A 25,494-nucleotide genomic window follows, 5' to 3' on the forward strand; every position below is an offset into this window, starting at 1 on the left:
ACGCGCGGCGGGGGAAGCCGCAGGGGGTGTGCGGCGGGCGAATGGGGGCCCGGTGTCCTTCGGGCCGGCCGGGGACCCGCTGGCTGCGGGTCGGCCCGAGACCGTTGTCTACTGAACCTCCGGGCCCCACCCGGGTCGCACCTGCCGGCCCGGCGGAGCCTTCCCTCGCCCCCGTGCGCTGGAACCTGGCTGCCAGTGGCGGTGCGCCCCTGCGGCGCCCCGCCCCATGGCCCAGCGGCGTTCGACGACTGTGTGGAGACCCACCGGCCGGACGTCCTGTGGTGGACCCGGCCGAACCTACCGGCCGCCGCCCGCACCCTGTCAACAGCGCTGTGACCTGGGGGGTTTCCTCAAATCAGCAGGTCACTGCGGCGCGTGGGGCGAGGCGGCGACAGGCCGACGGCACGTCGTTCGGCGGTACGCGGGCGCGGGGGCGTCACTCGTTCGGAGCCCGCGCCCGTTCAGCGTGCGGTGGCCTCGTGGACGGTGCGGCCGCCGACGACGGTGCGCTCGCACACGGGCAGTTCGAGGCCGGGGGTCAGGTCGGGCAGGCCCGGGGTGCCGGAGCGGGGGTCGGTGGACCAGTTGGCGACCCGGGTGTCGGGCACCTGCACCACGAGCTCGCCGGCCCGCCAGACCGCGTAGTCGGCGGGCGCGCCGGGCACCAGCACACCCGCGTCGTCGCGGCCGATCGCCCGCCAGCCGCCGCGGGTGTGCGCGGTGAAGGCGGCCCGCACCGAGATCCGGTGCTCGGGGGTGCGGTGGAAGGCGGCGGCCCGCACGGTGCCCCAGGGGTCGAGGGGGGTGACGGGGCTGTCGGAGCCGAGGGCGAGCGGGACGCCGGCGCGCAGCAGGGCCGCGAAGGGGTTGAGGGTGCGGGCCCGCTCCGCGCCCAGGCGCCGCGCGTACATGGCGTCGTCGCCGCCCCAGGCGGCGTCGAAGGCCGGCTGGACGGAGGCGGTCAGGGCGAACTCGGCGAAGGCCGCGATGTGTTCGGGGGTGAGCATCTCGGCGTGCTCGATCCGGTGCCGGGCGGCGCGGATCCGGGCGGTGCCGAGCTTGTCGGCGGCGGTGCGGACGCCGTCGAGGACGGCGGTGAGCGCGGCGTCGCCGATCGCGTGGAAGCCGGCCTGCACCCCGGCCTCGGTGCAGGCGGTCACGTGGGCGGCGACGGCGGCGGCGTCGAGGTGGGCGGTGCCGTGGTGGCCGGGCGCGTCCGCGTACGGCTCGTGCAGGCACGCGGTGCGCGAGCCGAGGGCCCCGTCGGCGAACAGGTCCCCGGCCGCACCGAAGGCGCCCAGTTCGCGGACGCGAACGGCTTCCTCGGCGGAGGTGACGGCCTCGGCCCAGTAGCCGGTCACGCGCGGGCCGGGCCGCTGGGCCGCCAGTGCCAGCAGGCCGGTGAAGTCGTCGGGGCCGGAGATGTCGGGGCCGGCGCACTCGTGGACCGAGCCGATGCCGAGGGCGACGGCGCGGTCGAGGGCGGCGCGCTGGGCCTCGGCGCGCTGGGCGGGGGTCAGGCTCGCGTGCGCGGCGGTGCGCACCGCGTGGTGGGCGGCGTCGGTCAGCGGTCCCTCGGGGGTGAAGCCGCGCAGGTCCCGCACGCTGGGGACGAGGTCGAGCAGGGCGGTGCTGACGGCGGCGGAGTGCACGTCGACCCGGCTGAGGTAGAGCGGGCGGCCGCTGGCGGCCTCGTCGAGCTCGTGGCGGGAGGGGGGCCGCTCCTCGGGCCAGACGCTGTTGTCCCAGCCGTGGCCGAGCAGGACGGCGTCGGCGGGGCGGTCCGCCGCGTGCGAGCGGACGCGCTCCAGTGCCTCGGTGAGGGTGCGGGCACCGGTCAGGTCGAGGCCGGTGAGGGTGAGCCCGGTCGCGGTGGTGTGCACGTGCGCGTCGGTGAACGCGGGGGTGACGAGGGCGCCGTCGAGGTGGACGACCTCGTCGACGCCGTCGGCGAAGGAGTCCGCGGCGCCCTCGGAGCCGACCCAGGCGACGGCGCCGCGCTCGACCACCATCGCGGTCGCGAAGGGGTCGGCGGGGCTGTGCACGGTGCCGCCGCGCAGCAGCACGGTGCGGGGGGCGGCTTCGGCGGCGCGGTTCGTCTCGCTCACTGGTTCTCGCCTCATGGGGTCGTTCGCGGCAGGAGTTCTCGCGGCCCGGCGGGGCCGCGGCTCACAGTCTCGCCCCAGGTCCGCTCCGCCGTGCACCCGGGTCCGGCGGCGGCGCGGCCGGGGAGACGTCAGCCGACCCTGGGGGGCCGTGCCTCGTAGGGGGTGGAGAGCACGATCGTGGTGCGGGTGGAGACCCCGGCCAGCGAGCGGATGTGGGCGAGGAGGTGCTCCAGCTCCAGGGGGGTGGCCACCCGGACCTTGAGGATGTAGTTCTCGTCCCCGGCGACGCTGTGGCAGGCCTCGATCTCGGGGATCTCGGCGAGCCGGTCGGCGATGTCGTCGGGCGCGCTGGGGTCGAAGGGTTTGACCGAGATGAACGCGGTGAGGGGCAGCCCGACGGCCTCGGGGTCGACGACGGCGGCGTAGCCGCGGATGACCCCGCGCTGTTCGAGCCGGCGCACGCGTTGGTGCACCGCCGAGGTGGACAGGCCGGTCGCCTTGCCCAGGTCGGTGTAGCTCATCCGCCCGTCCCTGACGAGCAGTTCCACGATTTCTCTGTCCAGCTCCTCCACGCGGATCAACCTACTGTGTCCGGGCCCGCACGGCACAGCCGACGGCCCGGAGCCCCGCCCCGGCCGGGCCGGAGGCGGATCGGGAGCCACCCGTGAAGCATGTGACGAACAACACACATATGCACCCGTGTCCTTCCGGGTGCGGCGATTACCGGACTCTTCGCGCGGGAAGTGCTCCGGGTGGCCGCCGCCGAGCCTGGCCGGCCCATCCGAGGGGGAGAAAGACTATGCCCAGCCTGGAACGTTTCACTGACGGCGACGGCACCTGCGGGACCCACGGGGTCGAGGAGTCCGTCGAGATCGCCGAGCCGGCCGCGATGTTCCGGGTGCTCTGCCCGGACTGCGCCCGCCCGATCGCGCTCCTCGCGGACGAGGACGTGCTCCCGGAGCACGCGCTGTGCCCGTCGCCGTGGAATCCCTTCGGGCTCACGGTGTGCCCGGGTTCGGGGCTCTCCGTCGAGGACGTCCCCGCGGCGGACGAGGCGTCCGGCTCCCAGGAGTTGGACCCGGCGCTGCTGCTGACGCTGCCGGAGAGCCTGGACTGGCGGACCCAGCCGTTCTCGCACATCGGCGGTCCGGGGTCGCGCCCGGTGCGGGTGCCTCAGATGCGGCGTCCCCGCTGATCCGCGCGTGTCCGGGAGCGGACACGCGAGAAGTGAACACCACGACGGCGGCCGGGACTTCGGCCGCCGTCGCCGTTGCCCCCCCGCAGTCTTCGAGGAGTTCCGTATGCCGATCCCGCCGCTGACCTGCCCGCGCTGCGGGACGACCGCCGAGGACCTCTCGGGGTGCGCCGCCTGCCGCGCGCAGGGCGTCGGGGCGAACCCCGTGCCGCCGCTCGCGGATCTGACCGGCTTCCGTCTCGCGGACTTCCCCGGCGGCCCCTGGGGTCTGCCCGCCGCGCTGCCCGTTCCGGGGGAGTACGCCGCGGCCGTCGGCCTCGGCGAGGGCGGCACCCCCAACGTCCGTATTCCTCACGGGGGTTCGGCGGGGGGCGAGCTGTGGGTGAAGTACGAGGGCGGCAATCCGACCGGCTCGCACAAGGACCGGGCGATGACCGTGGGCGTGGCGGCCGCGCTCGCGGCGGGCGCGGACACCGTCGTCGCGGCCTCCTCGGGGAACGCGGGCGCGGCCGCCGCCGCGTACGCCGCACGGGCCGGGCTGCGCTGCGTGGTGTTCACCACGCCCAAGGTGCCCGAGACGCTGCGGGCGCAGATCGACGCGCTGGGCGCGGTACGGGTCGTCCGGGAGGACTTCGCCGCGCGCAACGCCGCGATGCGCGCGGCCGTCGGGCGTTTCGGCTGGTATCCGCTGACGAGCTTCGCCGCTCCCCCGGCGGGCGGCAACGGGTATGCCAACGAGGGCTACAAGAGCGTCGCGTACGAGATCGCCCGGGACTTCGGCGAGCGGGTGACGGCCGTGGTGGTGCCCGTCTCGCGCGCCGATCTGCTGTCGGGGATCGCGCGCGGCTTCCGCGAGCTGCGCTCGGCCGGGCTGCTGGCCCGTACGCCCCGGCTGGTCGCGGCCGAGGCCTCGGCCGCGGCGCCGTACGCGGCGGCGCTCGCGCGCTCCGGCCGGGCGGAGCAGGAGCGCACCACGGTGGTGGACGGCCCCTCCCCCGCGTTCTCCCTCGGCGGACAGCGGCCGACGTGGCAGGGGCTGGACGCGCTGTGGCGGTTCGACGGCGCGGCGCTCGCGGTGCCCACCGGGGAGTTCATGGCCGAGCACCGACGGCTCGGCGCGCGGGGCCTGTTCGTGGAGCCGTCCTCGGCGGTCGCCGTCGCGGCGGCCCGCCGCTGGGCGGACGCGCGAGGGGGCACGGTCGTCGCGATCGGCACGGCCACGGGCCTGAAGGACACCGCGAGCGTACGGGCGCCGGCCGCGCCCGTACCGGAACTGGCGGAGCTGACGGACTGACGGCCTGACAGCCCCGGTACGGCCGGGCCGGACGGGCAGCGCGACGCGACGCGGTGCGTCAGTGGGACTCGGGGCCCATGAGGTGCCGGGCGACGACGAGCCGCTGGATCTGGTTGGTGCCCTCGACGATCTGCAGCATCTTCGCCTCGCGCATGTAGCGTTCGACGGGGAAGTCCGCGGTGTAGCCGTAGCCGCCGAGGAGTTGTACGGCGTCGGTGGTCACGCGCATCGCGGCGTCGGTGCAGAACAGCTTGGCCATGGCGGCCTGTCGGGAGAAGGGCCTGCCCGCGTCGCGCAGCCGGGCGGCGGCGAGGTAGAGGGCGCGGCCGGCCTCGATCTGGGTGGCCATGTCGGCGAGCATGAAGCGCAGGCCCTGGAAGTCGGCGAGCGGGCGGCCGAACTGGCGCCGTTCGGCGGTGTAGGCGAGCGCCTCGTCGAGGGCGGCCTGGGCGAGGCCGACGGCGCAGGCGGAGATGCCGAGCCGGCCGGAGTCCAGGGCGTCGAGGGCGATGGCGAAGCCCTGGCCGACCTCGCCGACGCGCCGTTCGTCGGGGATCCGTACGCCGTCGAAGTGCAGTTGGGCGGTGGGCGAGCCCTTCATGCCCATCTTGCGCTCGGGGGGCGCGGCTTCGAGCCCGGGGGCGTCGCCGGGGACGAGGAACGCGGTGATGCCGTGGGCGCCCTCGTCGCCCGTGCGGGCCATGACGGTGTAGAAGTCCGCGATGCCGCCGTGGGTGATCCACGCCTTGGTGCCCTCCAGGACCCACTCGTCCCCGGAGCGGGTCGCGCGGGTGCGCAGGGAGGCGGCGTCGGAGCCCGCGCTCGGCTCGGAGAGGCAGTAGGCGCCGAGGAGTCCGCCGCCGAGCATCGCGGGCAGGTGCTCGCTCTGCTGGGCCTTGGTGCCGTAGCCGGCGAGCGCGTGGCAGGCGAGGGTGTGCACGCTGACGCCGAGCCCCACCGTCAGCCGGGCGGCGGCGAGTTCCTCCAGGACCTGAAGGTAGACCGCGTACGGCTGGGCGCCGCCGCCGAACTCCTCGGCGTAGGGCAGCGCGAGCAGTCCGGAGGAGGACAGCAGCCGGAACAGCTCGCGCGGGAAGAGCCCGGCCTCCTCCTGCGCGGCCGCCTCCGGCTCGATCTCCCGGCGGACCAGGTCGCGGACGAGTTCGAGCAGATCGCGGGCCTCCTCGGTGGGCAGCTCTCGCTCCACCGGCTGCGGGCCGTGGTCGGTCATGGCGGCGCTCTCCTCCCTGTCGGGCGTGCGGCGGCAGTCCGCGCGGGGTGTGGCGGCCGCCGTCGGTGATGCCCAGCGCAATGATCTCCCGCCGGGTCTCGGCACCTGGTTGACCTGCGGCTGTGGCGGCTTGGAGTATGCCCGATCGGCGGCCGGACGTCACTGGTTGACAAACCCTCTAGGGATGTTGGGGGAGATTGGTCCAAACCATTGACGCTGCCCCGTGGCGCTTCTAGCGTTCCCTCAAGTTCACCGCGTTCATGCCAATCGACTGCCGTCGTGTCCATTGCGTGATTCTCAGCGATTCTCTCGCTGAGTCTCTTCCTGCTTCATCGACCGCTGCCAACTCCGCAGAGTGAGGTCTTACATGGGTCTCCACGAGGCGTTTTTCCTCTCCGGGGAACTTCCCGGCGAGGGTTCCGATGTCAGGCGTCCATGTCGGCGAGCATCGCCGTAAGAAGGTTGTCGGCTGCGTTCTCGTCCCGGTCGTGCAGGACCCCGCAGCCGGGGCACACCCAGACGCGGTCGGCGAGGACCAGGGCGCGGTTGATCCGTCCACAGTCTCCGCATGACTTGGACGAGGGGAACCAGCGGTCGGCCTTCCAGACGCGGGAGCCGTACCAGTCGGCCTTGTAGTCGAGCTGGCGCACGAACTCACCGAATCCGGCATCACTGACGGCGCGGGCGAGCCTGCGGTTTTTGACCATGCCCTTGACGTGCAGGGTCTCCACGGCGATGGCCGACTTGGTTCTCGTCAGCCTAGTTGTGGTCTGGTGCAGGAAGTCCCGGCGCCGGTCGGCTACCCGAAGGTGGAGCCGACCGACGCGCCACCTGGCTTTGGCGCGGTTCCTGGAACCCTCAGCGCTCCGGGCGAGCTTGCGGTTGGCGCGTTTCAGTGCACGCTGTGCGGCCTTGAGCGGCTTGGGGGCGTGGATCTCCTCCTTCGTGCCGTCGCTGTTCTTGACGACGGCGAAAGTCTTCAGGCCCAAGTCGATGCCGCATTTCCGGGCGTCATCGGAGACCTGGTGGCGCTTGTTGATGTCGCTCCGGTCAACCTCGACCTGGAAGGAGATCCACCAGCGTCCGGCCCGCTCCCGCACGGTGGCACCGAGTATCCGTGCCGACCCGTTCTCCATGCGGTCGGTGAGCCAGGACATGTCCTCCCGGACGTGCACGTCTCCGATGGCGGGCAGGCGCACGGTGCGGGAGTCGAGCGGTCTGGCGCGGTCGGCGTCGTAGCGGAAGCGGGAGCCATGCTTGCGTTTGCGCCACTTCGGGAAGCCCATCCGGGCGCCCTTGCGTTCGCCTTTCTTCGACTTGAGGTAGTTGGAGAACCCGGCCGCCCGCACCCGGCACGCCTCTTTGGGCACGCGGGAGGACATCCCGCCCTCGGTGAACCACGGGTAGCGCTCTGGATGAGCGGCCCGCCACTCGCGTTCGAGTGCGGGCGCGGACCAGGGCACCTTCGTCAGATCGTCGCCGGTGATGCCGTAGGACTCTTCCGCCTTGCGCTGGGACCACTTCTTCCGGACGGTCTCCAGGCAGAAGTTCTCCACCGCCCGCGACAGTCCGCAGTGACGCCCCATCAACACAACCTGCTCATCGTCGGGGGCAAGTTCGAAGCGGATCCCCTGCTTGTGGCTCATGCGTTCTCCTGCGCTGCCGCAAGGGCCTTCTTCGCCCGGTTGCGGGCAGCGCGTTTCCCGTACAGGCGGGCACAGAACGAGGTGGGCACGTCGGTCATGCCGCGCACCAAGTCGTCTCGCACTTCGCCTTCTTCGTCCACGACGCACACGGTACGGCCCTGCACTGACAGCACGGCCTCGGTGTACTCCACACCGAACCGGGCCACCCAGTGCCGGTGCTCCACTACGATCGCGGACACCCCGGGGTCGCCGAGGAGCCGCTCCCACCTCGGGCGAGCACCGTCGAGCGCGGAGCCGACTTCGGAGAGGACGCGGACACCATTCGGTGCGCGAAGCCGGTAGGTGTACCGGACGTGTCCCGGGTCCTCCGACTTCGATCCCGCCGCCATGAACACGAACCTACCTGAAAGGCAGGACAGTTGAGGCCGAATAGCCTTTACGGCGTCATTCGCCTGCGGAGCCAGTGGCCATCCGGCGGCGTGCAGAAGGCCGCCTGGCAGTACCGAAGCGTACAGGCGCCTGATCGGTGGCGACTACGCTGAGCGGGGCCGATCCCGCACCCGCGACGAGGAGTTGCCCGCATGCCCGCCCCGCACGTCCCGCTCGACCTGGACTTCTTCCGCCGCTTCCTGGACCGTGCCACGCGGGTCCTGACCGCCGCCGCCCCGCGCCTGACGGAGCTGGACGCGGCGATCGGCGACGCCGACCACGGGGTGAACCTCAAGCGCGGGTTCACCGCCGTCGCCCGGGCCGTCGAGGACGAACCCCCCGCCACGCCCGGGGCGTTGCTGACCGCCGCCGGGGAGCGGCTGACGAACACGGTGGGCGGGGCGTCCGGTCCGCTGTACGGGACGGTGCTGCGGCGCATGGGCAAGCTGCTGGGCGAGGAGGCGGTCGTCGAACCGGCGACGCTGGGGCGCGCCCTGGCGGCGGCGGTCGCGAGCGTACGGCGCCTGGGCGACTCCGCGCCCGGCGACAAGACCATGGTCGACGCGCTGCAGCCGGCGGCCGACGCCTACGCCGAGGCCCTGCCGGAGGGCGGCGTGGTGGCGGCGCTGGACGCGGCGGCGCGGGCCGCGCGCGCGGGCGCGGAGGCGACGGTTCCGCTGCGGGCCCGGCGCGGCCGCGCCAGCTACCTCGGCGAGCGCAGCATCGGCCACGAGGACCCGGGCGCCGCCTCCTCCGCCCTGCTGGTCACCGCGCTGTACGAGGCGACGGACCCCGAACTGTGCGCGGTCCCGCCGCAGGAGGAGGCCCCGGAGCCGGCCCGGGAGCCGGCCCCGGAGCCGGCGGGCCGGGTCGGGGTCGTCCTCGTCTCGCACAGCCGCGACGTGGCCCGCGCGACGGCCGCGCTGGCCAGGGCGCTCACCGGCACCGACGACCCGGCGCCGGTCGCCCCGGCGGGCGGCCTGCCGGACGGCGCGGTGGGCACGAGCGCGGACCTCGTCCGCCGCGCCGTCGCCGAGGCCGACCAGGGCAGGGGCGTCGTGGTGCTGTGCGACATGGGCAGCGCGGTCCTGACGGTCAAGGCGCTGCTCGCCGACGCCGCGCACGGATTCGGCGCGGACGCGGACGTACGCGTCGCGGACGCCCCGTTCGTGGAGGGCGCGGTGGGCGCCCTGGTCACGGCGACGGCGGGCGGCGAGGTGGGCGCGGTCCTCGCGGCGGCGGAGGACGCGCGCGCGTACCGCAAGCTCCCGTAGCCGTACGGCCGGTGACGGCCGTCACATCAGGACTTCACGACGGACACGTCACGACAAGCACTTCACGACAGCCGGGAACCCGGCGGGCGCGTCGTCCGACTACCTGGTCCGGGCCCGCAGCGGCGGGCCCGGTGCGTACGTCGAGTCTTGGAGTGTTTTCTGATGCGCCCTCGTGTGTGGTGCGGTCTGCTGGCCGCTGTGGCCCTGTCGGCGACGGCCTGCGGCTCCGGCGGTGGGGCGGGGAAGGCCGGGGGGACGGAGTCCGGGGCGGCCGCCGCCGGTTTCCCGGTGAGCGTGGCCGACTGCATGGGCGCGAAAACGACCTTCGACGCGGCGCCGAAGAAGATCGTCACCAGTAACGCGGCGAGCCTGGAACTGCTGCTGTGGCTGGGCGCGGGCGACAAGGTCGTGGGCACCGGCTTCCCGCCCGGCAAGGGCACGCTGCCGCAGCAGTTCGCGGAGCAGGCGGCGAAGGTGCCGGTGCTGGGGAGGATGACGATCCCCAAGGAGAAGCTGCTGGGCTCGGGCGCGGACGTGTACATCGACGCGTTCTCCTCGATGAAGAACATGGGCAAGGCCGTCGACGCGCCCACGCCCCAGGAGTTCGAGGCGGCCGGCATCAAGCACGTGTACCTGAAGTCGACGGCGTGCGCCGCGATGGCCAAGGGCCCGCGTACGGACCTGTCCGGCGTCGAGGCGGACATCGAGGAGCTCGGGAGGATCACCGGCACCTCGGAGCGGGCCGGCGAACTGGTCGCGCAGATGCGGCAGAAGACCGGCGCGGTGGGCGAGGCGCTCAAGGGCGTGCCGCAGGACAAGCGGCCGTCGTACTTCTTCTTCGACTACGACGCCGGCACCAAGCAGCCGATGGCGGTGTGCAACCGGCAGGTCGCCAACGCGGTGATCACGCAGGCGGGGGCGCGGAACGTCTTCGCCGGCTGCGACGGCGACTTCAAGCCCGTGGGCTGGGAGGACGTGGTGGCGAAGAACCCGGACTGGATCCAGCTGGGCGTACGCAACCGGGGCAGCCAGGAGGCGAACGACAAGGCCTTCGACGAGGCCGCGCAGTTCCTGAAGTCCTTCCCCGCGACGAAGGACCTGCCGGCCGTCAAGGAGGGCCGCTTCCTCAAGGTCGGCTCCGAGCGCACCACCATCGGCGGGGTGCGCAGCGCGGACACCGTCCGCGAGATCGCGCACACCCTCCACCCGGACCTGGTCAAGTAGATGGCGGCCCTGACCGCGGCCGCCGGGGGGCGGGAGCGTGGCGCGGGCGTGCGGGCCGGCTGGGCCGGCGCGGTGCTGGGCGCGGCCCTGCTGGCCGCGCTCGTCGCGTCCGTGTGTCTGGGCTCGTCGGGCGTACCGCTCGGCGAGGTGTGGTCGGCGGTGTCCCGGGGGCTGCGCGGCGCGCGGCCCGCGCCGGGCACGCACGACCTGATCGTGTGGCAGCTGCGGGTGCCGCGCGCGCTGCTGGCGGCCGTGGTGGGCGCGGGCCTGGGGCTGGTCGGCACGGCCGTGCAGGCCCTGGTCCGCAATCCGCTCGCGGACCCCTATCTGCTGGGGATCTCCAGCGGGGCGTCGCTGGGCGCGGTCGCGGCGATCGTGCTCGGGGCGGGCACGGGCGGACTGCTCGGACTCGGGCTGTCCACGGCGGCGTTCGCCGGGGCGCTGCTGTCCTTCGCGCTGGTGTGGACGCTGGCCCGGCGCGGCGGGGGGTTCTCGCCGTTGCGGCTGGTGCTGGCGGGGGTGGGCATCGGCCAGTTCCTGTCCGGCTTCACCCACTATCTGGTGCTGCGGGCCGGGGACGAGCAGCAGACCCACGGGGTGCTGTTCTGGCTGATGGGCTCGCTCGGCGGCGCGCAGTGGGCGACGCTGGCGGTGCCCGCCGCGGCCGTCGTCCTGGGGCTGCTGGTGCTGCTGGGCCGGGCGAGGGCGCTGGACGCGATGCTGCTGGGCGACGAGACCGCGGCCGGGCTCGGCGTGGAGGTGACACGGCTGCGGCGGGAGCTGTTCGTGGTGACGAGCGTGCTGACCGGGGTGCTGGTGTCGGTGTCGGGGGCGATCGGTTTCGTGGGGCTGATGGTGCCGCACGTGTGCCGGATGGTGGTGGGCGGCGCGCACCGCCGTCTGCTGCCGGTGGCCGCGCTGTTCGGTGCCGTCCTGCTGGTCGTGGTGGATCTGGTGGCCCGTACGGCCCTGCCGGACCAGGAGCTGCCGGTGGGTGTGGTGACCGCGCTGATCGGCGCGCCGACGCTGTTGTATCTGCTGGACCGGCGTCTGGAGAGGGGATAGCCGCGATGCGTGTCGCCGTCGAGGATCTCGAAGTCGCCCTGTCCGGGCGGACGGTGGTCTCGGGGATCGGTCTGGTCGCCGAGGAGGGGGAGATCGCGGGGCTGGTCGGGCCGAACGGCAGTGGCAAGTCGACCGTGCTGCGCACCGTCTACCGGTATCTGCGCCCGCATGCCGGGCGGGTGCTGCTGGACGGTACGGACATCCGGACGCTGACGGCCGCCGAGTCGGCGCGCCGGGTCGCGGCCCTGCCGCAGGAACGCGGCAGCGACTTCGAGCTGTCGGTGCGCGCGGTCGTCGCCATGGGCCGTACCCCCTACAAGCGGGCGTTCGCGGGCGAGGACCGGGCGGACGCCGAGCTGGTGGAGGCGGCGCTGGCGCGGGTGGGCATGGCGGGGGCCGCCGGGCGCCGGTTCTCCGCGCTGTCGGGCGGCGAGCGGCAGCGGGTGCTGCTGGCGCGGGCGCTGGCGCAGGACCCGAAGGTGCTGGTGCTGGACGAGCCGACGAACCATCTGGACGTGCGCCACCAGGTGGAACTGCTGGCCCTGCTGCGGGACATGGGGCGCACGACGCTGCTGTCGCTGCACGATCTGAACGCGGCGGCCTCGCTGTGCGACCGGCTGCACGTGCTGCACGAGGGCGCGGTGGTGGCGTCGGGGACTCCGCGTGAGGTCCTCACGCCCGGGCTGCTGGCGGAGGTCTTCGGGGTGCGGGCGGCGGTGGTCGAACACCCGCTGACCGGCGACCCGTTGATCGCTTTCGACCACCGGGCGCCGGTCGCACCGGTCGCGCAGGACGCCGCCGTCAGCTGAACGCGGCGTAGTGGCTGGGGCGGCCGTCGCGCAGCACGAGCCGTCCCAGCCTTTCGGCGTCGCTGCGCCGCCGCAGCTCGGCGGTGCCGTCGGGCCGCTGGAGGACCGCCGTGTGCCAGGGCGTGGCCCAGGCGTCGGTGGACTCCAGCAGGCGTATCCCGAACTTCCGCGATCCGGCGGGCTGCGGGTGGATGGACAGCCGCACCGCGCGCGGATGGTGCTCGGCGATCAGCTCGCCCCAGGCGCGGCTGCGGGCCATGACGCCGTAGGCGCGCCGCTTGCAGTCGCGCTGGAGGGCGGAGCGGGTGCCGGGGAAGCCGGCGGTGTCCTCGACGAGGAAGCGGGTGATGCCGAGGTAGAGCCGTCGGGTCTGCTCGTCCTCGCGGACGGCGGCGCGCAGCCGGTCCTCGGTGGGCGCGTACCGGGCGACGACGCGGGCGCGTTTGGTGTCGTAGTCCGCCTCCCCGTGGACCTCGCGCAGGTCGAAGGTGGACAGCCGGCTCAGCCCTTCCTTCCGGAGGAGGGCGCGCAGTGCGTCCCCGTAGGCGTCGATGTGCGCGTCGGGGACGCCGATGAGGTCGCCGAAGATGTGGCCGTCGGAGCAGATGACCATGCGGGCCCCGGGCTCGTAGATCTCGCCGATGCGGGCGCACAGGCGGTCCAGGAAGCGCAGCGAGAGCCGTTCGCCCTCGTCGGGGAGGCGGCCGAGGACCTTGGCGGGGTTGGGGGACTTGCAGGGGAAGCCCGGCAGGGTCAGGACGACGGGCTCGCCGGCGTCGGTGAACCGCTGTATCCGGCGCAGCTGTTCGGGGTGGTCGGCGGGGTCCGGACGGGCGGGCCCGGTGGTGCGGTGGTAGGGCAGCAGCAGGCCCAGGACGCGGGCGGCCACGGGGGTGCGGGTCAGGGTCGCGGAGTGCGGCACGGGGGTGTTCACCTGGGGGAGACGGGGCAGACGGGGGTGTCGAAGGCGACGGGCAGTTCGCTCACGCCGCGGCCGAGGACGGCCGGTATCCACGGCAGTTCGTCCTCGGGGACGGCCAGGCGCAGTCCGGGCAGCCGGGCCAGCAGGGCGCGCAGGGCGACCTGGAGCTCGATACGGGCGAGGGCGGCGCCGGGGCAGAAGTGGATGCCGTGGCCGAAGGCGAGGTGGGAGCCGTCGGCGCGGTCGAGGTCGAGGGTGTCGGGGTCGGGGAAGCGCTCCGGGTCGCGGTTGGCGGCGCACAGCGAGACGATCACGGAGTCCCCGGCCGGGACGCGCCGCCCGTGCAGGTCGGCGTCCTCGGCGAGGAAGCGCCAGGTGGTCAGCTCGAAGGCTGCGTCGTAGCGCAGGAGTTCCTCGACGGCCGCCGGCATCAGCTCCGGTTCGGCGCACAGCCGCTCCAGCGCCCGCGGGTGGCGGGCGAGGGCCACGAGGGCGGTGGTGATCTGGTTGGTGACGGGCTCCTGTCCGGCCACGAGCAGCTGGAAGACCATGGAGTCCAGCTCCTCCTGGGTCAGTTCGTCCGCGTCGCGGGCGGCGACCAGCCGGCTGAGGAGTCCGTCCCCGGGGTGGGCGCGCCGGTCGGCGACGACCTCGGCGATGTAGCCCTGGAGTTCGCGCAGCAGCGCCTCGTAGGCCGCCCGGCCGGGGTCGGCGGGGCCGACGGGTGCGACGACCCTGCCCCACTCGCGGCGGAAACGGTCCGCCAGGTACGGGGGCAGTCCGATGACCTCGGCGAGCGCCTGGAAGGGGAAGCGGGCCGCGAAGCAGGCGACGAGGTCGGCCCGGCGGGCGTCCTCGGGCAGGGCGTCGAGGAGTGCGTCCGCCAGTTCCGTCAGGCGTGGCCGCAGGGCCTCGACGCGGCGGGGCGCGAAGGCGTCGGTGATCAGCCGGCGCATGCGGGTGTGCTTCGGCGGGTCCTGGTGCAGCAGATGGACCTGGAGCTGGGAGTGCTGCGGCTCGGGCATGATCGAGGCGCGGGCGCGCCAGCCGTCGTTGCCGAGCGCGTGGTTCTTGCCCAGGCGCGGGTCGGCGAGGGTCTGCCGGGCGGCTTCGTGACCGGTGACCAGCCAGGCGGTGACCCCGCTGGGGAAGCGCACCCGGTGCACGGGCCCGGCCTCGCGCAGCTGCGCGTACAGCGGGTAGGGATCCCGCTTGTAGGCGGTTCCGGACAGCGGGATCGGCTCGGACGGCTTCACGGGGAACTCTCCTCACGGCTGGTGGACCCTGAGGAAGTCGTACGGAACGGGCGCCGGGTTCCCGGGAGTTCACGGCGGCGCGGCCCGCGCGCCGGTCCGTGATCTCTGGGTAGTCGGCCGGGCGGGCCCGCTGGTTCCCGCACGCGAAAGGGATAATCCTCACGTGCCGGGGAGCGGGCGAAGGCGCCTCGGCGCGGGGCGCGCCGTGTCACGATGCGGCGATGAGCGCACGTCAACCCCTCGGACCGTACGGACCCCTGCTCGGTTTCGTCCTGCTCCTGGCGGCCCTGTTCGGCATCGCGTACGCGGCCGGGGCGGCGGCCGGTCCTGCCGCGCCCGGCATCCACCGCTCCCCCGGCGGTTCCGGCTCCGGTGGTTCCGGCGGCGGCATGGGCGGGATGAGCGGGATGGACGGTATGCACGACATGGGGGCCCCGGGCCCGCGGGCGGTGCGGCGATGACCGCCACGGACACCGCGGCGGAGTCCGTGGACACGGCCACGACCGAGCTCCTCGTCGGCGGCATGACCTGTGCGGCGTGCGTGGCGCGCGTGGAGAAGAAGCTCGGCCGGGTGCCGGGGGTGAGCGCGAGCGTGAACCTGGCCACGGGCCGGGCCCGGGTCAGCCACCCGGCGCGGGTGAGCGCTGCCGAGCTGATGGCGGTGGTGGAGGGCGCGGGCTTCACGGCCGCGCTGCCCGAGCCGGAGCGCGGCGGGGAGCCGGAGGAGGGGGCGGAGGCCACCTCGCGGGCCGCGCTCGTGCGGCTGCTGGTCACGGCCGTGCTGTCGGTGCCGGTGCTCGTGGTCTCGATGGTTCCGGCCCTGCAGTTCGACTACTGGCAGTGGGTGTGCTTCGCGCTGGCCACGCCGGTGGCGGTGTGGGGCGCGTGGCCGTTCCACGACAAGGCGCTGCGCGGGCTGCGGGGCGCGACGGCGACCATGGACACGCTCGTCTCGCTGGGCGTGCTGGCCTCCTACGCGTGGTCGGCGTACGCGCTGTGCTTCGGCGGCGCGGGCCGGCCGGGCATGCGGATGCCGTTCGAGCTGCTGCCGTCCATGGGGGGCGGCACCGCCGACGTGTATCTCGAAGCGGTCGTGGGCGTGCCGCTGTTCGTGCTGCTCGGGCGGCTGCTGGAGGCGCGGGCGCGGCACGGCACGGGTTCGGCGCTGCGCGCGCTGGCCTCGCTGGCAGCCAAGGACGTCCTCGTCAGGGGTGCCGACGGCGGCGAACGCCGGGTGCCCGTCGCGGAGTTGCGGGCCGGGGACCGGTTCATGGTGCGGCCCGGGGAGCGGGTGGCGACCGACGGCGTCGTCGTCGCCGGCACCTCGGCGCTGGACCTGTCGCTGGTCACGGGCGAGAGCGCCCCGGTGGAGGCCGGGCCCGGCACGGCGGTCGTCGGCGGCGCCGTCAACTCCGGCGGCCTGCTGGAGGTACGGGCCACGGCGGTCGGCGCCGACACGCAACTCGCCCGGATCGCCCGGCTGGTGGAGGAGGCGCAGGCCGGGAAGGCACGGGTGCAGCGGGTCGCGGACGCGATCGCCGGGGTGTTCGTCCCGGCGGTGCTCGCGGTCGCCGTCACCGTGCTCGGCTTCTGGCTGGGCGCGGGCGCGACCTCCCAGGCGGCGGTCACGGCGGCCGTCGCGGTGCTCGTGGTCGCCTGCCCGTGCGCCCTGGGCCTGGCCACACCGACCGCGCTACTGGCCGCGACCGGCCGGGGTGCGGGCCTGGGCATCCTGGTCAGCGGCCCGCAGGCACTGGAGGGGCTGCGGCGCGTGGACACGGTCGTCCTCGACAAGACGGGCACGCTCACGACGGGTTCGATGACGGTAACCGGCATCGCGACCCGGCCCGGCGGCCCGGACGAGCGGGAGGCACTGCGACTGGCCGCCGCGGTAGAGGCCGGCTCGGAGCACCCGGTGGGCCGCGCGGTGTGCGAGCGGGCCCGGCAGGACGTGGCGGGTACGGCTGGGACGGGGCGGGACGTAGCCGGTACGGCCGGGGCCGAACAGGACGCGGCCGGTACGGCCAGGACCGAGCAGAACCGGACCGGCACGGCCGGGACGGGGCAGGACACGGCGGGGACAGCCAGGGCCGAGCAGAACCTGGTCGGCACCGCCGGGACGAGGCAGGACACGGCGGGTACAGCCGGGGCCGAGCAGAACCGTGCGGGCACGGCCGGAACGGGGCAGAACACGGCCGGTTCGGCCGAGGCCGGGCAGAACCTGGCCAGCACGGCCGGGACGGGGCAGGACGCGGCGCGTACGGCCGGGGCCGAGCAGGACATGGCGGGTACGGCCAGGACGGGGCAGGACACGGCGGGTACAGCCGGAACCGAGCAGGACCGCGCGGGCACAACCGGGGCCGAGCAGGACATGGCCGGCACCGCCGGGGCCGAGCAGAACCCGGCCGCCGGGGGGCGGCAGGCGGAAGTCGGCCCGACGGGTGCGCAGTCCCTTGCCGGGGTGCGGAGTCCGCGGTGTTCCGGGGCCGGGCCGGAAACGACCGCCGCGGAGCTGCCCGGTGTCACGGATTTCCGGGCCACGGCCGGGCACGGCGTGGCCGGTACGGTCGAGGGGCGGCGCGTGGAGGTCGTCCGCCCGGACGTCAAGTCCCCTGCGCGGAAGCGGACTTCGCAGCGGTCCGGGGCTCCCGGCGGGCTGCCTGCGGAGCTGGCCGCGGCGGTGGGCGACGCGGAGCGGGACGGCCGTACCGCCGTGCTGCTGCGCGTCGACGGCGTGAACGAGGCCGTGCTCGTCCTCGGGGACACCGTGCGCCCCGGCGCGTACCGCGCGGTCGACCACCTCAAGCGGCTCGGGCTGCGGCCCGTGCTGGCCACCGGCGACGGGGAGGGCGCGGCCCGCGCGGTCGCGGCGGAGCTCGGCATCGCCGAGGTCCACGCGCGGGCCACCCCCGAGGACAAGGCGGCGCTCGTGCGCGAGCTGCGCGAGCGGGGCCGCCGGGTCGCCGTCATCGGTGACGGCGTGAACGACACGGCCGCGCTGGCCGGCGCGGACCTGGGCATCGCGATGGGCGGCGGCACGGACGCGGCCATCGGCGCGGCCGATGTCACGCTGGTCCGCGAGGACATGGGCGCGCTCGCGGAGGCGGTGCGCCTGGCCCGCCGTACGTCGGCGACCGTACGCGCCAATCTGGCCTGGGCGTTCGGCTACAACCTGGTGACGCTGCCGCTGGCGGCCGTCGGCCTGCTGAGCCCGATGTTCGCGGCGGCCGCGATGTCGGTCAGCTCGGTACTGGTGGTGGGCAACAGCCTGCGGCTGCGCGGCTGGGACCCGCGCCCGGCGGCCCGGCAGCACGGCAGGCGGCGGCCGGTCCGGCGAGGTGAGGTGTGATGAAGCAGTCGGTGATCAGGGCCGCGCGCGCGGCCCTCGTGCCCGCTCTCGCCGGCGCGGTGGCCCTGGGCGGGCTGACCGCCTGGACGGCCTCGGGCGCGGCGGTGCGTCCGCCGACGGTGACGGTGGAGGACGCGCGCGTCCTGCTCCCGTTCGGCGGCGACGACACGGCCGCGTTCGTCCGGCTGCGCAACACCGGGGACGCGGACGACGAACTCCTGGGCGTGGACGTGCCGTCGGCGCGCGGTGCGATGCTCAGCCGCACGGTCACCCGGAGGAGCGCGAGCACCATGACGATGGTCGCCTCCGCGCCCGTCCCCGCCGGCGGCACGCTGGAGATGTCCCCGCACGGGCTGGACATCATGGTCACCGCCCCGCCGCCGCTGCGCGTGGGTGAGCGCCTCCCGCTCGTCCTGCGTTTCCGCGACAGCGGGACGGTCCGTACGGAGGCGCTGGTGGTGCGGCCCGGCACGTCGGGCTGAGGGCGCTCCGGGGCGCCGCAGTGCCACGGGCCGGGCAGCCGGGGCCAACCGCCCCGGCTGCCCGGCCCGTTGTCCGTCCCCGGCCCCGCGCTACGCGGCCACCGGCACCCGTATGCGGGCCGCCGCCGCGTCGCGTTCGGCCGTGCGCAGCTGGCCGATGAGCGATTCGCGGGCCCGCGCCACGCGCGAGCGCACCGTGCCGACCGGGCAGCCGGTGACGAGCGCGGCCTCGGCGTAGGGCAGTCCCAGCAGCTGGGTCAGTACGAACGCCTCGCGCCGCTCGCAGGGCAGCCGGTCGAGCAGCTGGGAGAGGGCCACGCCCTCGTCGAAGCCCGGCAGTTCGGCGGGCTGGGTGCGCTCCACCGCCGACTGCCAGTCGTCGGTGTCCGACAGCCGGGGCCGGGCGGCGTTGCGGCGCAGCCGGTCCACGACGGTGCGGCGGGCGATCGACAGCAGCCAGGTCCGGGCCGAGGAGCGGCCCTCGAAGCGCGGCAGGCCGTTCAGGGCCCGCAGATACGTCTCCTGCAGCAGGTCGTCCGCGCCCTGCGGGTCGCCGCTGAGCCGGGCGACATAGCGGCGGACGTCGTTCTGCGTGGCGCGGATGAAGCGGTCCACGGCGTCCGCGTCCCCGCCGCGGGCGGCCAGCGCCCAGGCGGTCACCGTCTCGTCGTCACGCATGGCGGACCCCCGCGCGGGGGCCGGTGTGCGCGACAGTGGCGCGGCCGGGGACCATGGCGGGGTGCACTGCGTGGATGTCCGTACCGCCCTGTCCGCCCGGATCGACGGCGAGGAGCCGCCGCCCGGGGTGACCGCCGCGGCGGTCGAGGCGCACCTGCGCGGGTGCGCCGAGTGCCGTGACTGGGGCGAGCGGGCGCGCCGGCTGCGGCTGCTCGCCGCCGGCCTGGACTGAGGTCCTCGCGCGGCGCGGACGGCGCGCGGGCGCGGTGGGTGGAATGAGTGCGCGGGCGTGCCGTACGGGCACGACCGGGATGCGGGCAGGGGTCATCGCCCTGGGTCCTTCCTGGAGTCCGGGCGGCCCGGAGTGCGGGCGGGCCCGGTGACGTGATCGGCGCGGGTGCGGCCGTCCGTCGTCAGCCGACGACGACGGCCCGCGCCGGCGGACCACGCCGGGCGAGGACATGGGCGTACAGCAGCTGCCGCAGCCGCTGCGCGGCGCGTGACCGGTCGGCGCGCAGGCGCGGCGGCCGGGCACGGGGCGGTACGTCCCGGAAGAGGACGAGCAGCGGCCGGAACAGCCGTGTGCGCAGGGTGCGGGCCAGCCGGAAGGCGGCCTGCTCGCCGCCGGAGAGCCAGATGCCGCAGACGGCGGCGACGAGGACGTGCGCGGACCACATGCCGAGCGCGCCGTGGCCGTGGTGCATGGCCATCGAGCCCATGGAGTGCATGGCGTGCGCGGCGTGGCCGGAGGCGGCGTCCAGGGAGGCGGCGGCGTCGGGCATCCCGCCCGTGGCCAGGGAGCCCGCCGCGTGGCCGGCGTGCCCGGACATCGCGCCCGCCGACATGCCCGGCATGCCCGCCATGCCCGTCGCGTCGTGCGCGGGCATCCCGGAACCACCGCCCGCGCCCGCCACCAGGCGTGCCGCGTTGGCGGCGGCGTTCTGCGCGACGTCCTGCGCGAAGGCGAAGAAGAAGTGCAGCCCCGTCTGGGCGCCGACCGTGGCGAGGGTGATCAGCAGCGGCCCGCGCTCGCGGCCGGCCGCCGCCCACGCCCCGCTGCCGGTGACCGTCAGCGCGACGGCGACGGCCCACCAGGGAACCGTCGTCGCGGACATCACCGCGTGGCCCAGGGCGGCGAGCAGCACGCAGACCACTGCGAACACCGCGGCTCGCAGCGCCCGGGGTCCCTGGTACGGCTGCCCTGCTCTCATGACGGGGACATCGTTGCACCCGCGCCGCGCGGCGCGACGGCGGGGTGGGCCGCGGGACCCGTACGACCGCCCGCTCGGGCGCATGGGTCCGCCCCGCACCGTCCGCCCGGCGGTGCGAGGCGGTGGGCCGCCGGCTCGGGGGAAAGACCGACGGCCCGGGTCCCGTCGCTCCAGTGGGACTCGCAAGAGCGAGTGAACCGCGCGGGGGCGCGCGGCGGGAGCGTGTGCGAGGGGGGAGCCGTGGGTGCGCCGCGCACACCCCGTGTGAAGGGGCTGCTTCCGGGGTATGCCTAGAATGATCGATCATCGATCAAACGACCGTCGCCGGCCTCGCGAAGGGGGATCCCCATGTCCCAGCCCGCCTCCCAGCTCGACCAGATCCCCGACCGGGACCCGTCCGAGACCGCCGAGTGGCGTGAGTCCCTGGACGCGGTCGTCCGCCAGGCCGGCCCGCAGCGGGCTGCGCGACTGCTGCAGCACCTGGCCGAGCACGCCTGCCGGGCCGGGCTCGACGTGCCGCCGCAGCTGTGGACGCCGTATCTGAACACGGTCCCGACCGCCGCCGAGCCCGCGTACCCGGGCGATCTCGATCTGGAGCGCAGGATCACCGCCTACAACCGGTGGAACGCGGCGGCCATGGTCAGCCGCGGCAATCAGCGCGCGGGCCTGGGCGGGCACATCGCGACCTACGCCTCGGCGGCCTGGCTCTACGAGACCGGCTTCCAGCACTTCTTCCGGGGCAAGGACTGGGGGTCCCCCCGGCCGGAGGCTGGGGGAGGTTCCGGTGACCAGCTCTTCGTGCAGGGCCATGCCTCCCCCGGCGTCTACGCGCGCGCCTTCCTCGAAGGACGGCTGACCGAGGGCCAGTTGGACCGCTTCCGCCAGGAGGCGGCCGGCGACGGACTGCCTTCGTACCCGCATCCGCGCCGGCTGCCGTGGCTGTGGGAGTTCCCCACCGTCTCGATGGGGCTCGGCCCGCTCTCCGCGATCTACCAGGCGCGCTTCAACCGCTATCTGGAGCACCGGGGCATCAAGGACACCTCGCGCTCGCGCGTGTGGGCGTTCCTCGGCGACGGCGAGATGGACGAGCCGGAGTCGACCGCCGCCCTCGCCCTGGCCGCCCGCGAGCGGCTGGACAATCTCACCTTCGTCATCAACTGCAACCTCCAGCGCCTCGACGGCCCCGTCCGCCCCAACTTCAAGATCGTGCAGGAGCTGGAGGCCCAGTTCCGGGCCGCCGGCTGGCACGTGGTGAAGTCCCTGTGGGGCGAGGCCTGGGACCCGGTGCTCGCGCGGGACACCGAGGGCGCGCTGACGCGGCGGCTCGGCGAGGTGCCGGACGCGCAGTTCCAGACGTACGCCACGCGCGACGCGGCCTACATCCGCGAGCACTTCTTCGGCGCGCCCGGCGCGGACCCCGCGCTGCGCGCGCTCGGCGCCTCGCTGGACGACGCGCGGCTGCTGGAGCTGTTCCACACCTCCCGCGCGGGCCACGAGCCGCGCAAGGTGTACGCGGCCTACCGCGCCGCCGTGGAGCACCGGGGCGCGCCGACCGTGATCCTCACGCAGACCGTCAAGGGCCACACCCTCGGCCCGGGCTTCGCCTCGCGCAACGCCAACCACCAGATGAAGAAGCTGACGGTCAAGGAGTTCCGCGCCCTGCGGGACCTGCTGGAACTCCCCGTCCCGGACAGCGCGTTCGACGGTGACCTCGTGCCGTACGCCCACCCCGGCCCCGACTCCCCCGAGGTACGCTACGTACGCGAGCGGCGCGCCGCGCTCGGCGGCCCGGCCCCGGCCCGCCGGGTGGCCGCCAAGCCGCTGCCCGCGCCCTCGGCGAAGCCCTTCGAGGCGCTGGCGAAGGGTTCGGGACAGCAGGAGATCGCCACGACCATGGCGTTCGTCCGCCTGGTGAAGGACCTGATGCGGGAGAAGGAGACGGGCAGGCGGTGGGTGCCCGTCGTGCCCGACGAGGCCCGCACCTTCGGCATGGAGTCGCTCTTCCCCTCGGCCGGGCTGTACTCGCCGACGGGCCAGACCTACGACCCGGTCGACCGCGACCAACTCCTGTACTACAAGGAGGCCAAGGACGGGCAGATCCTCAACGAGGGGATCACGGAGGCGGGTTCACTGGCGGACTTCACCGCGGCGGCCACCGCGTACGCCACGCACGGCGAGCCGATGATCCCCTTCTACATCTTCTACTCGATGTTCGGCTGGCAGCGCACGGCCGACCAGTTCTGGGCGCTCGCCGACCAGCTGGGCCGCGGCTTCGTCGTCGGCGCGACCGCGGGCCGGACGACCATGACCGGCGAGGGCCTGCAGCACGCCGACGGCCACTCGCACCTGATCGCCTCCACCAACCCCGCGGCCGTCTCCTACGACCCGGCCTTCGCCTACGAGGTCGGGGCGATCGTACGGGAGGGCCTGCGGCGGATGTACGGGCCGGACTCCGAGAACGTCTTCTACTACCTGACCGTCTACAACGAGCCCAAGGTCCAGCCGCCCATGCCGCAGGGCGTCGAGGAGGGCATCCTCAAGGGCCTGTACCGCTACCGGCAGGCGGCCGGCACGCCCGCCGACGCGCCCCGCCTGCAACTGCTGGCCTCCGGCACGGCCGTGCACTGGGCACTTGAGGCACAGCGACTGCTCGCCGAGGACTGGGGCGTCGCCGCCGACGTGTGGTCCGCGCCCTCCTGGACGGAGCTGCGCCGCGACGCCCTGGAGTGCGACGCGGCACGGCTGCGGGGCGAGGACCGCGTCCCGTACGTGACGCGGGCGCTGCACGGCGCGCCGGGCCCCGTACTGGCCGTCAGCGACTGGATGCGGGCGGTCCCGGACCAGATCGCGCCGTGGGTCGAGCAGGACTGGACGTCCCTGGGGACGGACGGCTTCGGGCTCTCGGACACGCGCGAGGCGGCACGGCGACACTTCGGCGTCGACGCGCCCTCGGTCGTACGGGCCGCGCTGGCGGTCCTGGCACGGCGCGGGGAGGTCAAGCCGGAGACCGTCCAGGAGGCGGCGGCACGCTACGGCCTGGACGCCTGACCGCACGTGGCGGCACGGGCTGGCCAACACACCGTCACGAACCCGCCCCCCGCCCGGCCTTGCGCCCCGAACGCGGCAACCAGGCCGCACTCCCCTTGTCGCCGAAGCGACTGCCGACCGCCCCCTTGATCACCGAGAGGGCGGCCGGCAGCGCGGCGATGGCGGCGGCCTTGAGCGCGGGGACACTGGTGAGGTCGAACCCGTCGGCCAGGATCAGGCCGAGGAAGGTGGTCACGTAGGCGGCCAGGGTGCGCTCGGCTATGTCGACGAGCACCTTCTTGTCCATAGAGGTTGGTCCTTAAGGAAGTTCGGGAGCGACAGGGACACGGATGCAGAGGAATGACGCAGAGGAACACGAACGCAGGCAGCGTCACCTGAGCGGCATGTTCACCGCAAGTCCCGGACGCCTCACGGGACACGCGCCGGCCGGGCCCGCCGCGTGTCCCGGGACAGCCCTGGCGCGCCCCGGAAGGCGCGGCTAACTTCCTTGGGACGCCGCCCGCTCACGAGTACGGGCGGCCGAATCGGAAGGCGGTCCGCCATGCCCCGTTACAGCAACCCCGGCTCCCCCGACGCGGTCGTCGCGTACAAGTCGCGGTACGACCACTGGATCGGCGGCGCGTACGTACCGCCCGTACGGGGCGGCTACTTCGAGAACCCGACGCCCGTCAACGGGCAGCCCTTCACCGAGATCGCCCGCGGGACGGCGGAGGACGTCGAGCGCGCCCTCGACGCCGCGCACGCCGCCGCCCCCGCGTGGGGCCGCACCGCGCCCGCCGAGCGCGCGGCGGTCCTGAACCGGATAGCCGACCGCATGGAGGAACACCTGGAGGCGCTCGCGGTCGCCGAGTCCTGGGAGAACGGCAAACCCGTCCGCGAGACCCTGGCCGCCGACATCCCGCTCGCCATCGACCACTTCCGCTACTTCGCGGGCGCGATCCGCGCCCAGGAGGGCAGCCTCTCCGAGCTCGACGAGGACACGGTCGCCTACCACTTCCACGAGCCGCTCGGCGTCGTCGCCCAGATCATCCCCTGGAACTTCCCCATCCTGATGGCCGCGTGGAAACTCGCCCCCGCGCTCGCCGCGGGCAACACGGTCGTCCTCAAACCGGCCGAGCAGACCCCGGCCTCCGTCCACGTCTGGCTGGAACTCGTCGCCGACCTCCTGCCGCCCGGCGTACTCAACATCGTCAACGGCTTCGGCGCCGAAGCCGGCAAACCGCTCGCCTCCAGCCCGCGCGTCGCCAAGATCGCCTTCACCGGCGAGACCACCACCGGCCGGCTCATCCTGCAGTACGCCTCGGAGAACCTGCGCCCCGTCACCCTCGAACTCGGCGGCAAGAGCCCCAACATCTTCTTCGACGACGTCTGGGCCGAGGACGACGACTTCCGCGACAAGGCGCTGGAGGGCTTCACCATGTTCGCCCTCAACCAGGGCGAGGTGTGCACCTGCCCCTCCCGCGCCCTGATCCAGCGCGGTCACTACGACGCCTTCCTCGAAGCGGCCATCACCCGCACCGAGGCCATCGTCCAGGGCCACCCCCTCGACACCGCCACGATGATCGGCGCCCAGGCCTCCAACGACCAGTTGGAGAAGATCCTCTCCTACCTCGACATCGGCCGCCAGGAAGGCGCCCGCATCCGCACCGGCGGCGCCCGCGCCGAACTCGACGGCGAACTCAAGGGCGGCTACTACGTACAGCCCACGATCTTCGAGGGCACCAACAGCATGCGGGTCTTCCAGGAGGAGATCTTCGGCCCCGTCGTGGCCGTCACCCCCTTCACCGACTTCGCCGAGGCCGTCACCCTCGCCAACGACACCCTCTACGGCCTCGGCGCCGGCGTCTGGACCCGCAACGGCACCACCGCCTACCGCACGGGCCGCGCCATCCAGGCCGGCCGCGTCTGGACCAACTGCTACCACGCCTACCCGGCGCATGCCGCCTTCGGCGGCTACAAGCAGTCGGGGATCGGGAGGGAGGGGCATCGGATGGTGCTGGATCACTACCAGCAGACCAAGAACCTGCTCGTGTCGTACTCGGCGAAGAAGCTGGGCTTCTTCTGACGGACGGAAAGGGGCCTCCGGCCTGCGGGTTCACGGGCCGGGGCCCCCCTTCGTGCGCGCACCGTTGTGCAACCGTTGCAACATCCGCCACTGGAGCGGGTGGCAGCCGTAGTACGGCCGGACGACACCGAGCCGTAGCCTCGACGACAGCAGCGCCGCGTCACACAGCCCGGTGCCGGGTCGCACGGCGGTCCCTGGGAACATGGCG

The 25,494-nt window shown here is 74.3% G+C and carries 21 protein-coding genes and 2 pseudogenes; 13 read left to right on the forward strand and 10 right to left on the reverse strand.

The genetic code is table 11. The features are described 5' to 3' along the window. Positions 1–461 precede the first annotated feature (461 nt). Together ACFP1Z_RS29570 and ACFP1Z_RS29575 are read right to left on the reverse strand one after the other, a co-directional pair. Positions 462–2,123: an amidohydrolase gene (locus ACFP1Z_RS29570; protein WP_390320775.1), complete on the reverse strand. Its 1,662-nt coding sequence runs from the start codon at positions 2,121–2,123 to the stop codon at positions 462–464. 113 nt (positions 2,124–2,236) lie between these two features. Continuing rightward, positions 2,237–2,680 carry an Lrp/AsnC family transcriptional regulator gene (locus ACFP1Z_RS29575; RefSeq protein WP_390320776.1) on the reverse strand — a complete coding sequence of 148 codons (444 nt, stop codon included), beginning with the start codon at positions 2,678–2,680 and terminating at the stop codon, positions 2,237–2,239. Positions 2,681–2,907: 227 nt separating this feature from the next. Here ACFP1Z_RS29575 and ACFP1Z_RS29580 point away from each other — a divergent pair, with 227 nt between their 5' ends. Next, positions 2,908–3,303, forward strand: a complete 396-nt coding sequence (locus ACFP1Z_RS29580) for a hypothetical protein (protein ID WP_390320777.1) — start codon at positions 2,908–2,910, stop codon at positions 3,301–3,303. 106 nt (positions 3,304–3,409) lie between these two features. After that, positions 3,410–4,597: a threonine synthase gene (locus tag ACFP1Z_RS29585; protein ID WP_390320778.1), complete on the forward strand. Its 1,188-nt coding sequence runs from the start codon at positions 3,410–3,412 to the stop codon at positions 4,595–4,597. A gap of 58 nt (positions 4,598–4,655) precedes the next feature. On the opposite strand, the gene ACFP1Z_RS29590 is transcribed toward ACFP1Z_RS29585, so the two are convergent. From ACFP1Z_RS29590 to ACFP1Z_RS29600, 3 genes and pseudogenes are all read right to left on the reverse strand, one after another. Next, entirely contained in the window at positions 4,656–5,828 is a 1,173-nt protein-coding gene (locus ACFP1Z_RS29590; protein WP_390320779.1) for an acyl-CoA dehydrogenase family protein, read from the reverse strand. 425 nt (positions 5,829–6,253) lie between these two features. Further along, on the reverse strand, positions 6,254–7,474 hold the full coding sequence (locus ACFP1Z_RS29595) for an RNA-guided endonuclease InsQ/TnpB family protein (RefSeq protein ID WP_390320780.1): 1,221 nt from the start codon (positions 7,472–7,474) through the stop codon (positions 6,254–6,256). Next, positions 7,471–7,788, reverse strand: a pseudogene (locus ACFP1Z_RS29600) (IS607 family transposase); the annotation flags it as partial. The pseudogene ACFP1Z_RS29600 and the gene ACFP1Z_RS29595, both read right to left, overlap by 4 nt. Positions 7,789–8,055: 267 nt before the next feature. On the opposite strand from ACFP1Z_RS29600, the pseudogene dhaL reads away from it, so the two are divergent. From dhaL to ACFP1Z_RS29625, 5 genes and pseudogenes are all read left to right on the forward strand, one after another. Next, positions 8,056–8,688: pseudogene (dhaL, locus tag ACFP1Z_RS29605) on the forward strand (dihydroxyacetone kinase subunit DhaL); the annotation flags it as partial. Between the two features lie 12 nt (positions 8,689–8,700). After that, positions 8,701–9,177, forward strand: a complete 477-nt coding sequence (locus tag ACFP1Z_RS29610; RefSeq protein WP_390320810.1) for a PTS-dependent dihydroxyacetone kinase phosphotransferase subunit DhaM — start codon at positions 8,701–8,703, stop codon at positions 9,175–9,177. A 162-nt stretch (positions 9,178–9,339) separates the two neighbouring features. Continuing rightward, the gene (locus ACFP1Z_RS29615; RefSeq protein ID WP_390320781.1) at positions 9,340–10,401 is read left to right on the forward strand and encodes an ABC transporter substrate-binding protein; all 1,062 of its coding nucleotides are present in this window, start codon (positions 9,340–9,342) and stop codon (positions 10,399–10,401) included. Then, complete coding sequence (locus ACFP1Z_RS29620) at positions 10,402–11,466, forward strand: FecCD family ABC transporter permease (protein WP_390320782.1); 1,065 nt, start codon at positions 10,402–10,404, stop codon at positions 11,464–11,466. A gap of 5 nt (positions 11,467–11,471) precedes the next feature. Then, entirely contained in the window at positions 11,472–12,275 is an 804-nt protein-coding gene (locus ACFP1Z_RS29625) for an ABC transporter ATP-binding protein (RefSeq protein ID WP_390320783.1), read from the forward strand. Here ACFP1Z_RS29625 and ACFP1Z_RS29630 read toward each other — a convergent pair. Continuing rightward, positions 12,268–13,197 carry an L-tyrosine/L-tryptophan isonitrile synthase family protein gene (locus tag ACFP1Z_RS29630; RefSeq protein WP_390320784.1) on the reverse strand — a complete coding sequence of 310 codons (930 nt, stop codon included), beginning with the start codon at positions 13,195–13,197 and terminating at the stop codon, positions 12,268–12,270. The genes ACFP1Z_RS29625 and ACFP1Z_RS29630 overlap by 8 nt on opposite strands. Before the next feature lie 8 nt (positions 13,198–13,205). After that, the gene (locus ACFP1Z_RS29635) at positions 13,206–14,453 is read right to left on the reverse strand and encodes a cytochrome P450 family protein (protein WP_390320785.1); all 1,248 of its coding nucleotides are present in this window, start codon (positions 14,451–14,453) and stop codon (positions 13,206–13,208) included. Between the two features lie 221 nt (positions 14,454–14,674). Here ACFP1Z_RS29635 and ACFP1Z_RS29640 point away from each other — a divergent pair, with 221 nt between their 5' ends. From ACFP1Z_RS29640 to ACFP1Z_RS29650, 3 genes are read left to right on the forward strand one after another with little or no spacing between them, the layout of a single operon-like run. Then, on the forward strand, positions 14,675–14,914 hold the full coding sequence (locus ACFP1Z_RS29640; protein ID WP_390320786.1) for a hypothetical protein: 240 nt from the start codon (positions 14,675–14,677) through the stop codon (positions 14,912–14,914). Beyond that, positions 14,911–17,802 carry an HAD-IC family P-type ATPase gene (locus tag ACFP1Z_RS29645; RefSeq protein WP_390320787.1) on the forward strand — a complete coding sequence of 964 codons (2,892 nt, stop codon included), beginning with the start codon at positions 14,911–14,913 and terminating at the stop codon, positions 17,800–17,802. Before ACFP1Z_RS29640 ends, ACFP1Z_RS29645 begins: the two co-directional genes overlap by 4 nt. Continuing rightward, on the forward strand, positions 17,802–18,284 hold the full coding sequence (locus ACFP1Z_RS29650; RefSeq protein ID WP_390320788.1) for a copper chaperone PCu(A)C: 483 nt from the start codon (positions 17,802–17,804) through the stop codon (positions 18,282–18,284). The genes ACFP1Z_RS29645 and ACFP1Z_RS29650 overlap by 1 nt, the downstream gene beginning before the upstream one ends. A 90-nt stretch (positions 18,285–18,374) precedes the next feature. Here the strand turns inward: ACFP1Z_RS29650 and ACFP1Z_RS29655 are convergent, their stop codons facing one another. Continuing rightward, positions 18,375–18,962 (reverse strand): sigma-70 family RNA polymerase sigma factor, encoded by a 588-nt coding sequence (locus ACFP1Z_RS29655; RefSeq protein ID WP_390320789.1) that lies wholly within the window; start codon positions 18,960–18,962, stop codon positions 18,375–18,377. Between ACFP1Z_RS29655 and ACFP1Z_RS29660 the strand changes: the two genes are divergently transcribed. Further along, on the forward strand, positions 18,961–19,194 hold the full coding sequence (locus ACFP1Z_RS29660) for a zf-HC2 domain-containing protein (protein WP_390320790.1): 234 nt from the start codon (positions 18,961–18,963) through the stop codon (positions 19,192–19,194). The two genes, ACFP1Z_RS29655 and ACFP1Z_RS29660, sit on opposite strands and share 2 nt — an antisense overlap. A 181-nt stretch (positions 19,195–19,375) precedes the next feature. On the opposite strand, the gene ACFP1Z_RS29665 is transcribed toward ACFP1Z_RS29660, so the two are convergent. Next, a complete protein-coding gene (locus ACFP1Z_RS29665; RefSeq protein WP_390320791.1) occupies positions 19,376–20,173 on the reverse strand; it encodes a PE-PGRS family protein in 798 nt (265 codons plus the stop codon). A 348-nt stretch (positions 20,174–20,521) separates the two neighbouring features. On the opposite strand from ACFP1Z_RS29665, the gene aceE reads away from it, so the two are divergent. Further along, entirely contained in the window at positions 20,522–23,221 is a 2,700-nt protein-coding gene (aceE, locus tag ACFP1Z_RS29670; RefSeq protein ID WP_390320792.1) for a pyruvate dehydrogenase (acetyl-transferring), homodimeric type, read from the forward strand. 34 nt (positions 23,222–23,255) lie between these two features. On the opposite strand, the gene ACFP1Z_RS29675 is transcribed toward aceE, so the two are convergent. Next, positions 23,256–23,507, reverse strand: a complete 252-nt coding sequence (locus ACFP1Z_RS29675; protein ID WP_390320793.1) for a holin — start codon at positions 23,505–23,507, stop codon at positions 23,256–23,258. Positions 23,508–23,762: 255 nt separating this feature from the next. On the opposite strand from ACFP1Z_RS29675, the gene exaC reads away from it, so the two are divergent. Beyond that, complete coding sequence (gene exaC / locus ACFP1Z_RS29680) at positions 23,763–25,286, forward strand: acetaldehyde dehydrogenase ExaC (protein WP_390320794.1); 1,524 nt, start codon at positions 23,763–23,765, stop codon at positions 25,284–25,286. Positions 25,287–25,494 lie beyond the last annotated feature (208 nt).

It is taken from the genome of Streptomyces gamaensis, assembly GCF_042656465.1.
In the GTDB taxonomy this organism is placed as follows: domain Bacteria; phylum Actinomycetota; class Actinomycetes; order Streptomycetales; family Streptomycetaceae; genus Streptomyces; species Streptomyces gamaensis.

Excerpts from the sequence above, each read along its gene's own strand:
- ACFP1Z_RS29570 (WP_390320775.1), bottom strand. The coding sequence starts at position 2,123 with ATGAGGCGAGAACCAGTGAGCGAGACGAACCGCGCCGCCGAAGCCGCC.
- ACFP1Z_RS29580 (WP_390320777.1), top strand. The coding sequence starts at position 2,908 with ATGCCCAGCCTGGAACGTTTCACTGACGGCGACGGCACCTGCGGGACC.
- ACFP1Z_RS29585 (WP_390320778.1), top strand. The coding sequence starts at position 3,410 with ATGCCGATCCCGCCGCTGACCTGCCCGCGCTGCGGGACGACCGCCGAG.
- ACFP1Z_RS29590 (WP_390320779.1), bottom strand. The coding sequence starts at position 5,828 with ATGACCGACCACGGCCCGCAGCCGGTGGAGCGAGAGCTGCCCACCGAG.
- ACFP1Z_RS29595 (WP_390320780.1), bottom strand. The coding sequence starts at position 7,474 with ATGAGCCACAAGCAGGGGATCCGCTTCGAACTTGCCCCCGACGATGAG.
- ACFP1Z_RS29615 (WP_390320781.1), top strand. The coding sequence starts at position 9,340 with ATGCGCCCTCGTGTGTGGTGCGGTCTGCTGGCCGCTGTGGCCCTGTCG.
- ACFP1Z_RS29620 (WP_390320782.1), top strand. The coding sequence starts at position 10,402 with ATGGCGGCCCTGACCGCGGCCGCCGGGGGGCGGGAGCGTGGCGCGGGC.
- ACFP1Z_RS29625 (WP_390320783.1), top strand. The coding sequence starts at position 11,472 with ATGCGTGTCGCCGTCGAGGATCTCGAAGTCGCCCTGTCCGGGCGGACG.
- ACFP1Z_RS29640 (WP_390320786.1), top strand. The coding sequence starts at position 14,675 with ATGAGCGCACGTCAACCCCTCGGACCGTACGGACCCCTGCTCGGTTTC.
- ACFP1Z_RS29645 (WP_390320787.1), top strand. The coding sequence starts at position 14,911 with ATGACCGCCACGGACACCGCGGCGGAGTCCGTGGACACGGCCACGACC.
- ACFP1Z_RS29650 (WP_390320788.1), top strand. The coding sequence starts at position 17,802 with ATGAAGCAGTCGGTGATCAGGGCCGCGCGCGCGGCCCTCGTGCCCGCT.
- ACFP1Z_RS29660 (WP_390320790.1), top strand. The coding sequence starts at position 18,961 with ATGGCGGACCCCCGCGCGGGGGCCGGTGTGCGCGACAGTGGCGCGGCC.
- ACFP1Z_RS29655 (WP_390320789.1), bottom strand. The coding sequence starts at position 18,962 with ATGCGTGACGACGAGACGGTGACCGCCTGGGCGCTGGCCGCCCGCGGC.
- ACFP1Z_RS29665 (WP_390320791.1), bottom strand. The coding sequence starts at position 20,173 with ATGAGAGCAGGGCAGCCGTACCAGGGACCCCGGGCGCTGCGAGCCGCG.
- aceE (WP_390320792.1), top strand. The coding sequence starts at position 20,522 with ATGTCCCAGCCCGCCTCCCAGCTCGACCAGATCCCCGACCGGGACCCG.
- ACFP1Z_RS29675 (WP_390320793.1), bottom strand. The coding sequence starts at position 23,507 with ATGGACAAGAAGGTGCTCGTCGACATAGCCGAGCGCACCCTGGCCGCC.
- exaC (WP_390320794.1), top strand. The coding sequence starts at position 23,763 with ATGCCCCGTTACAGCAACCCCGGCTCCCCCGACGCGGTCGTCGCGTAC.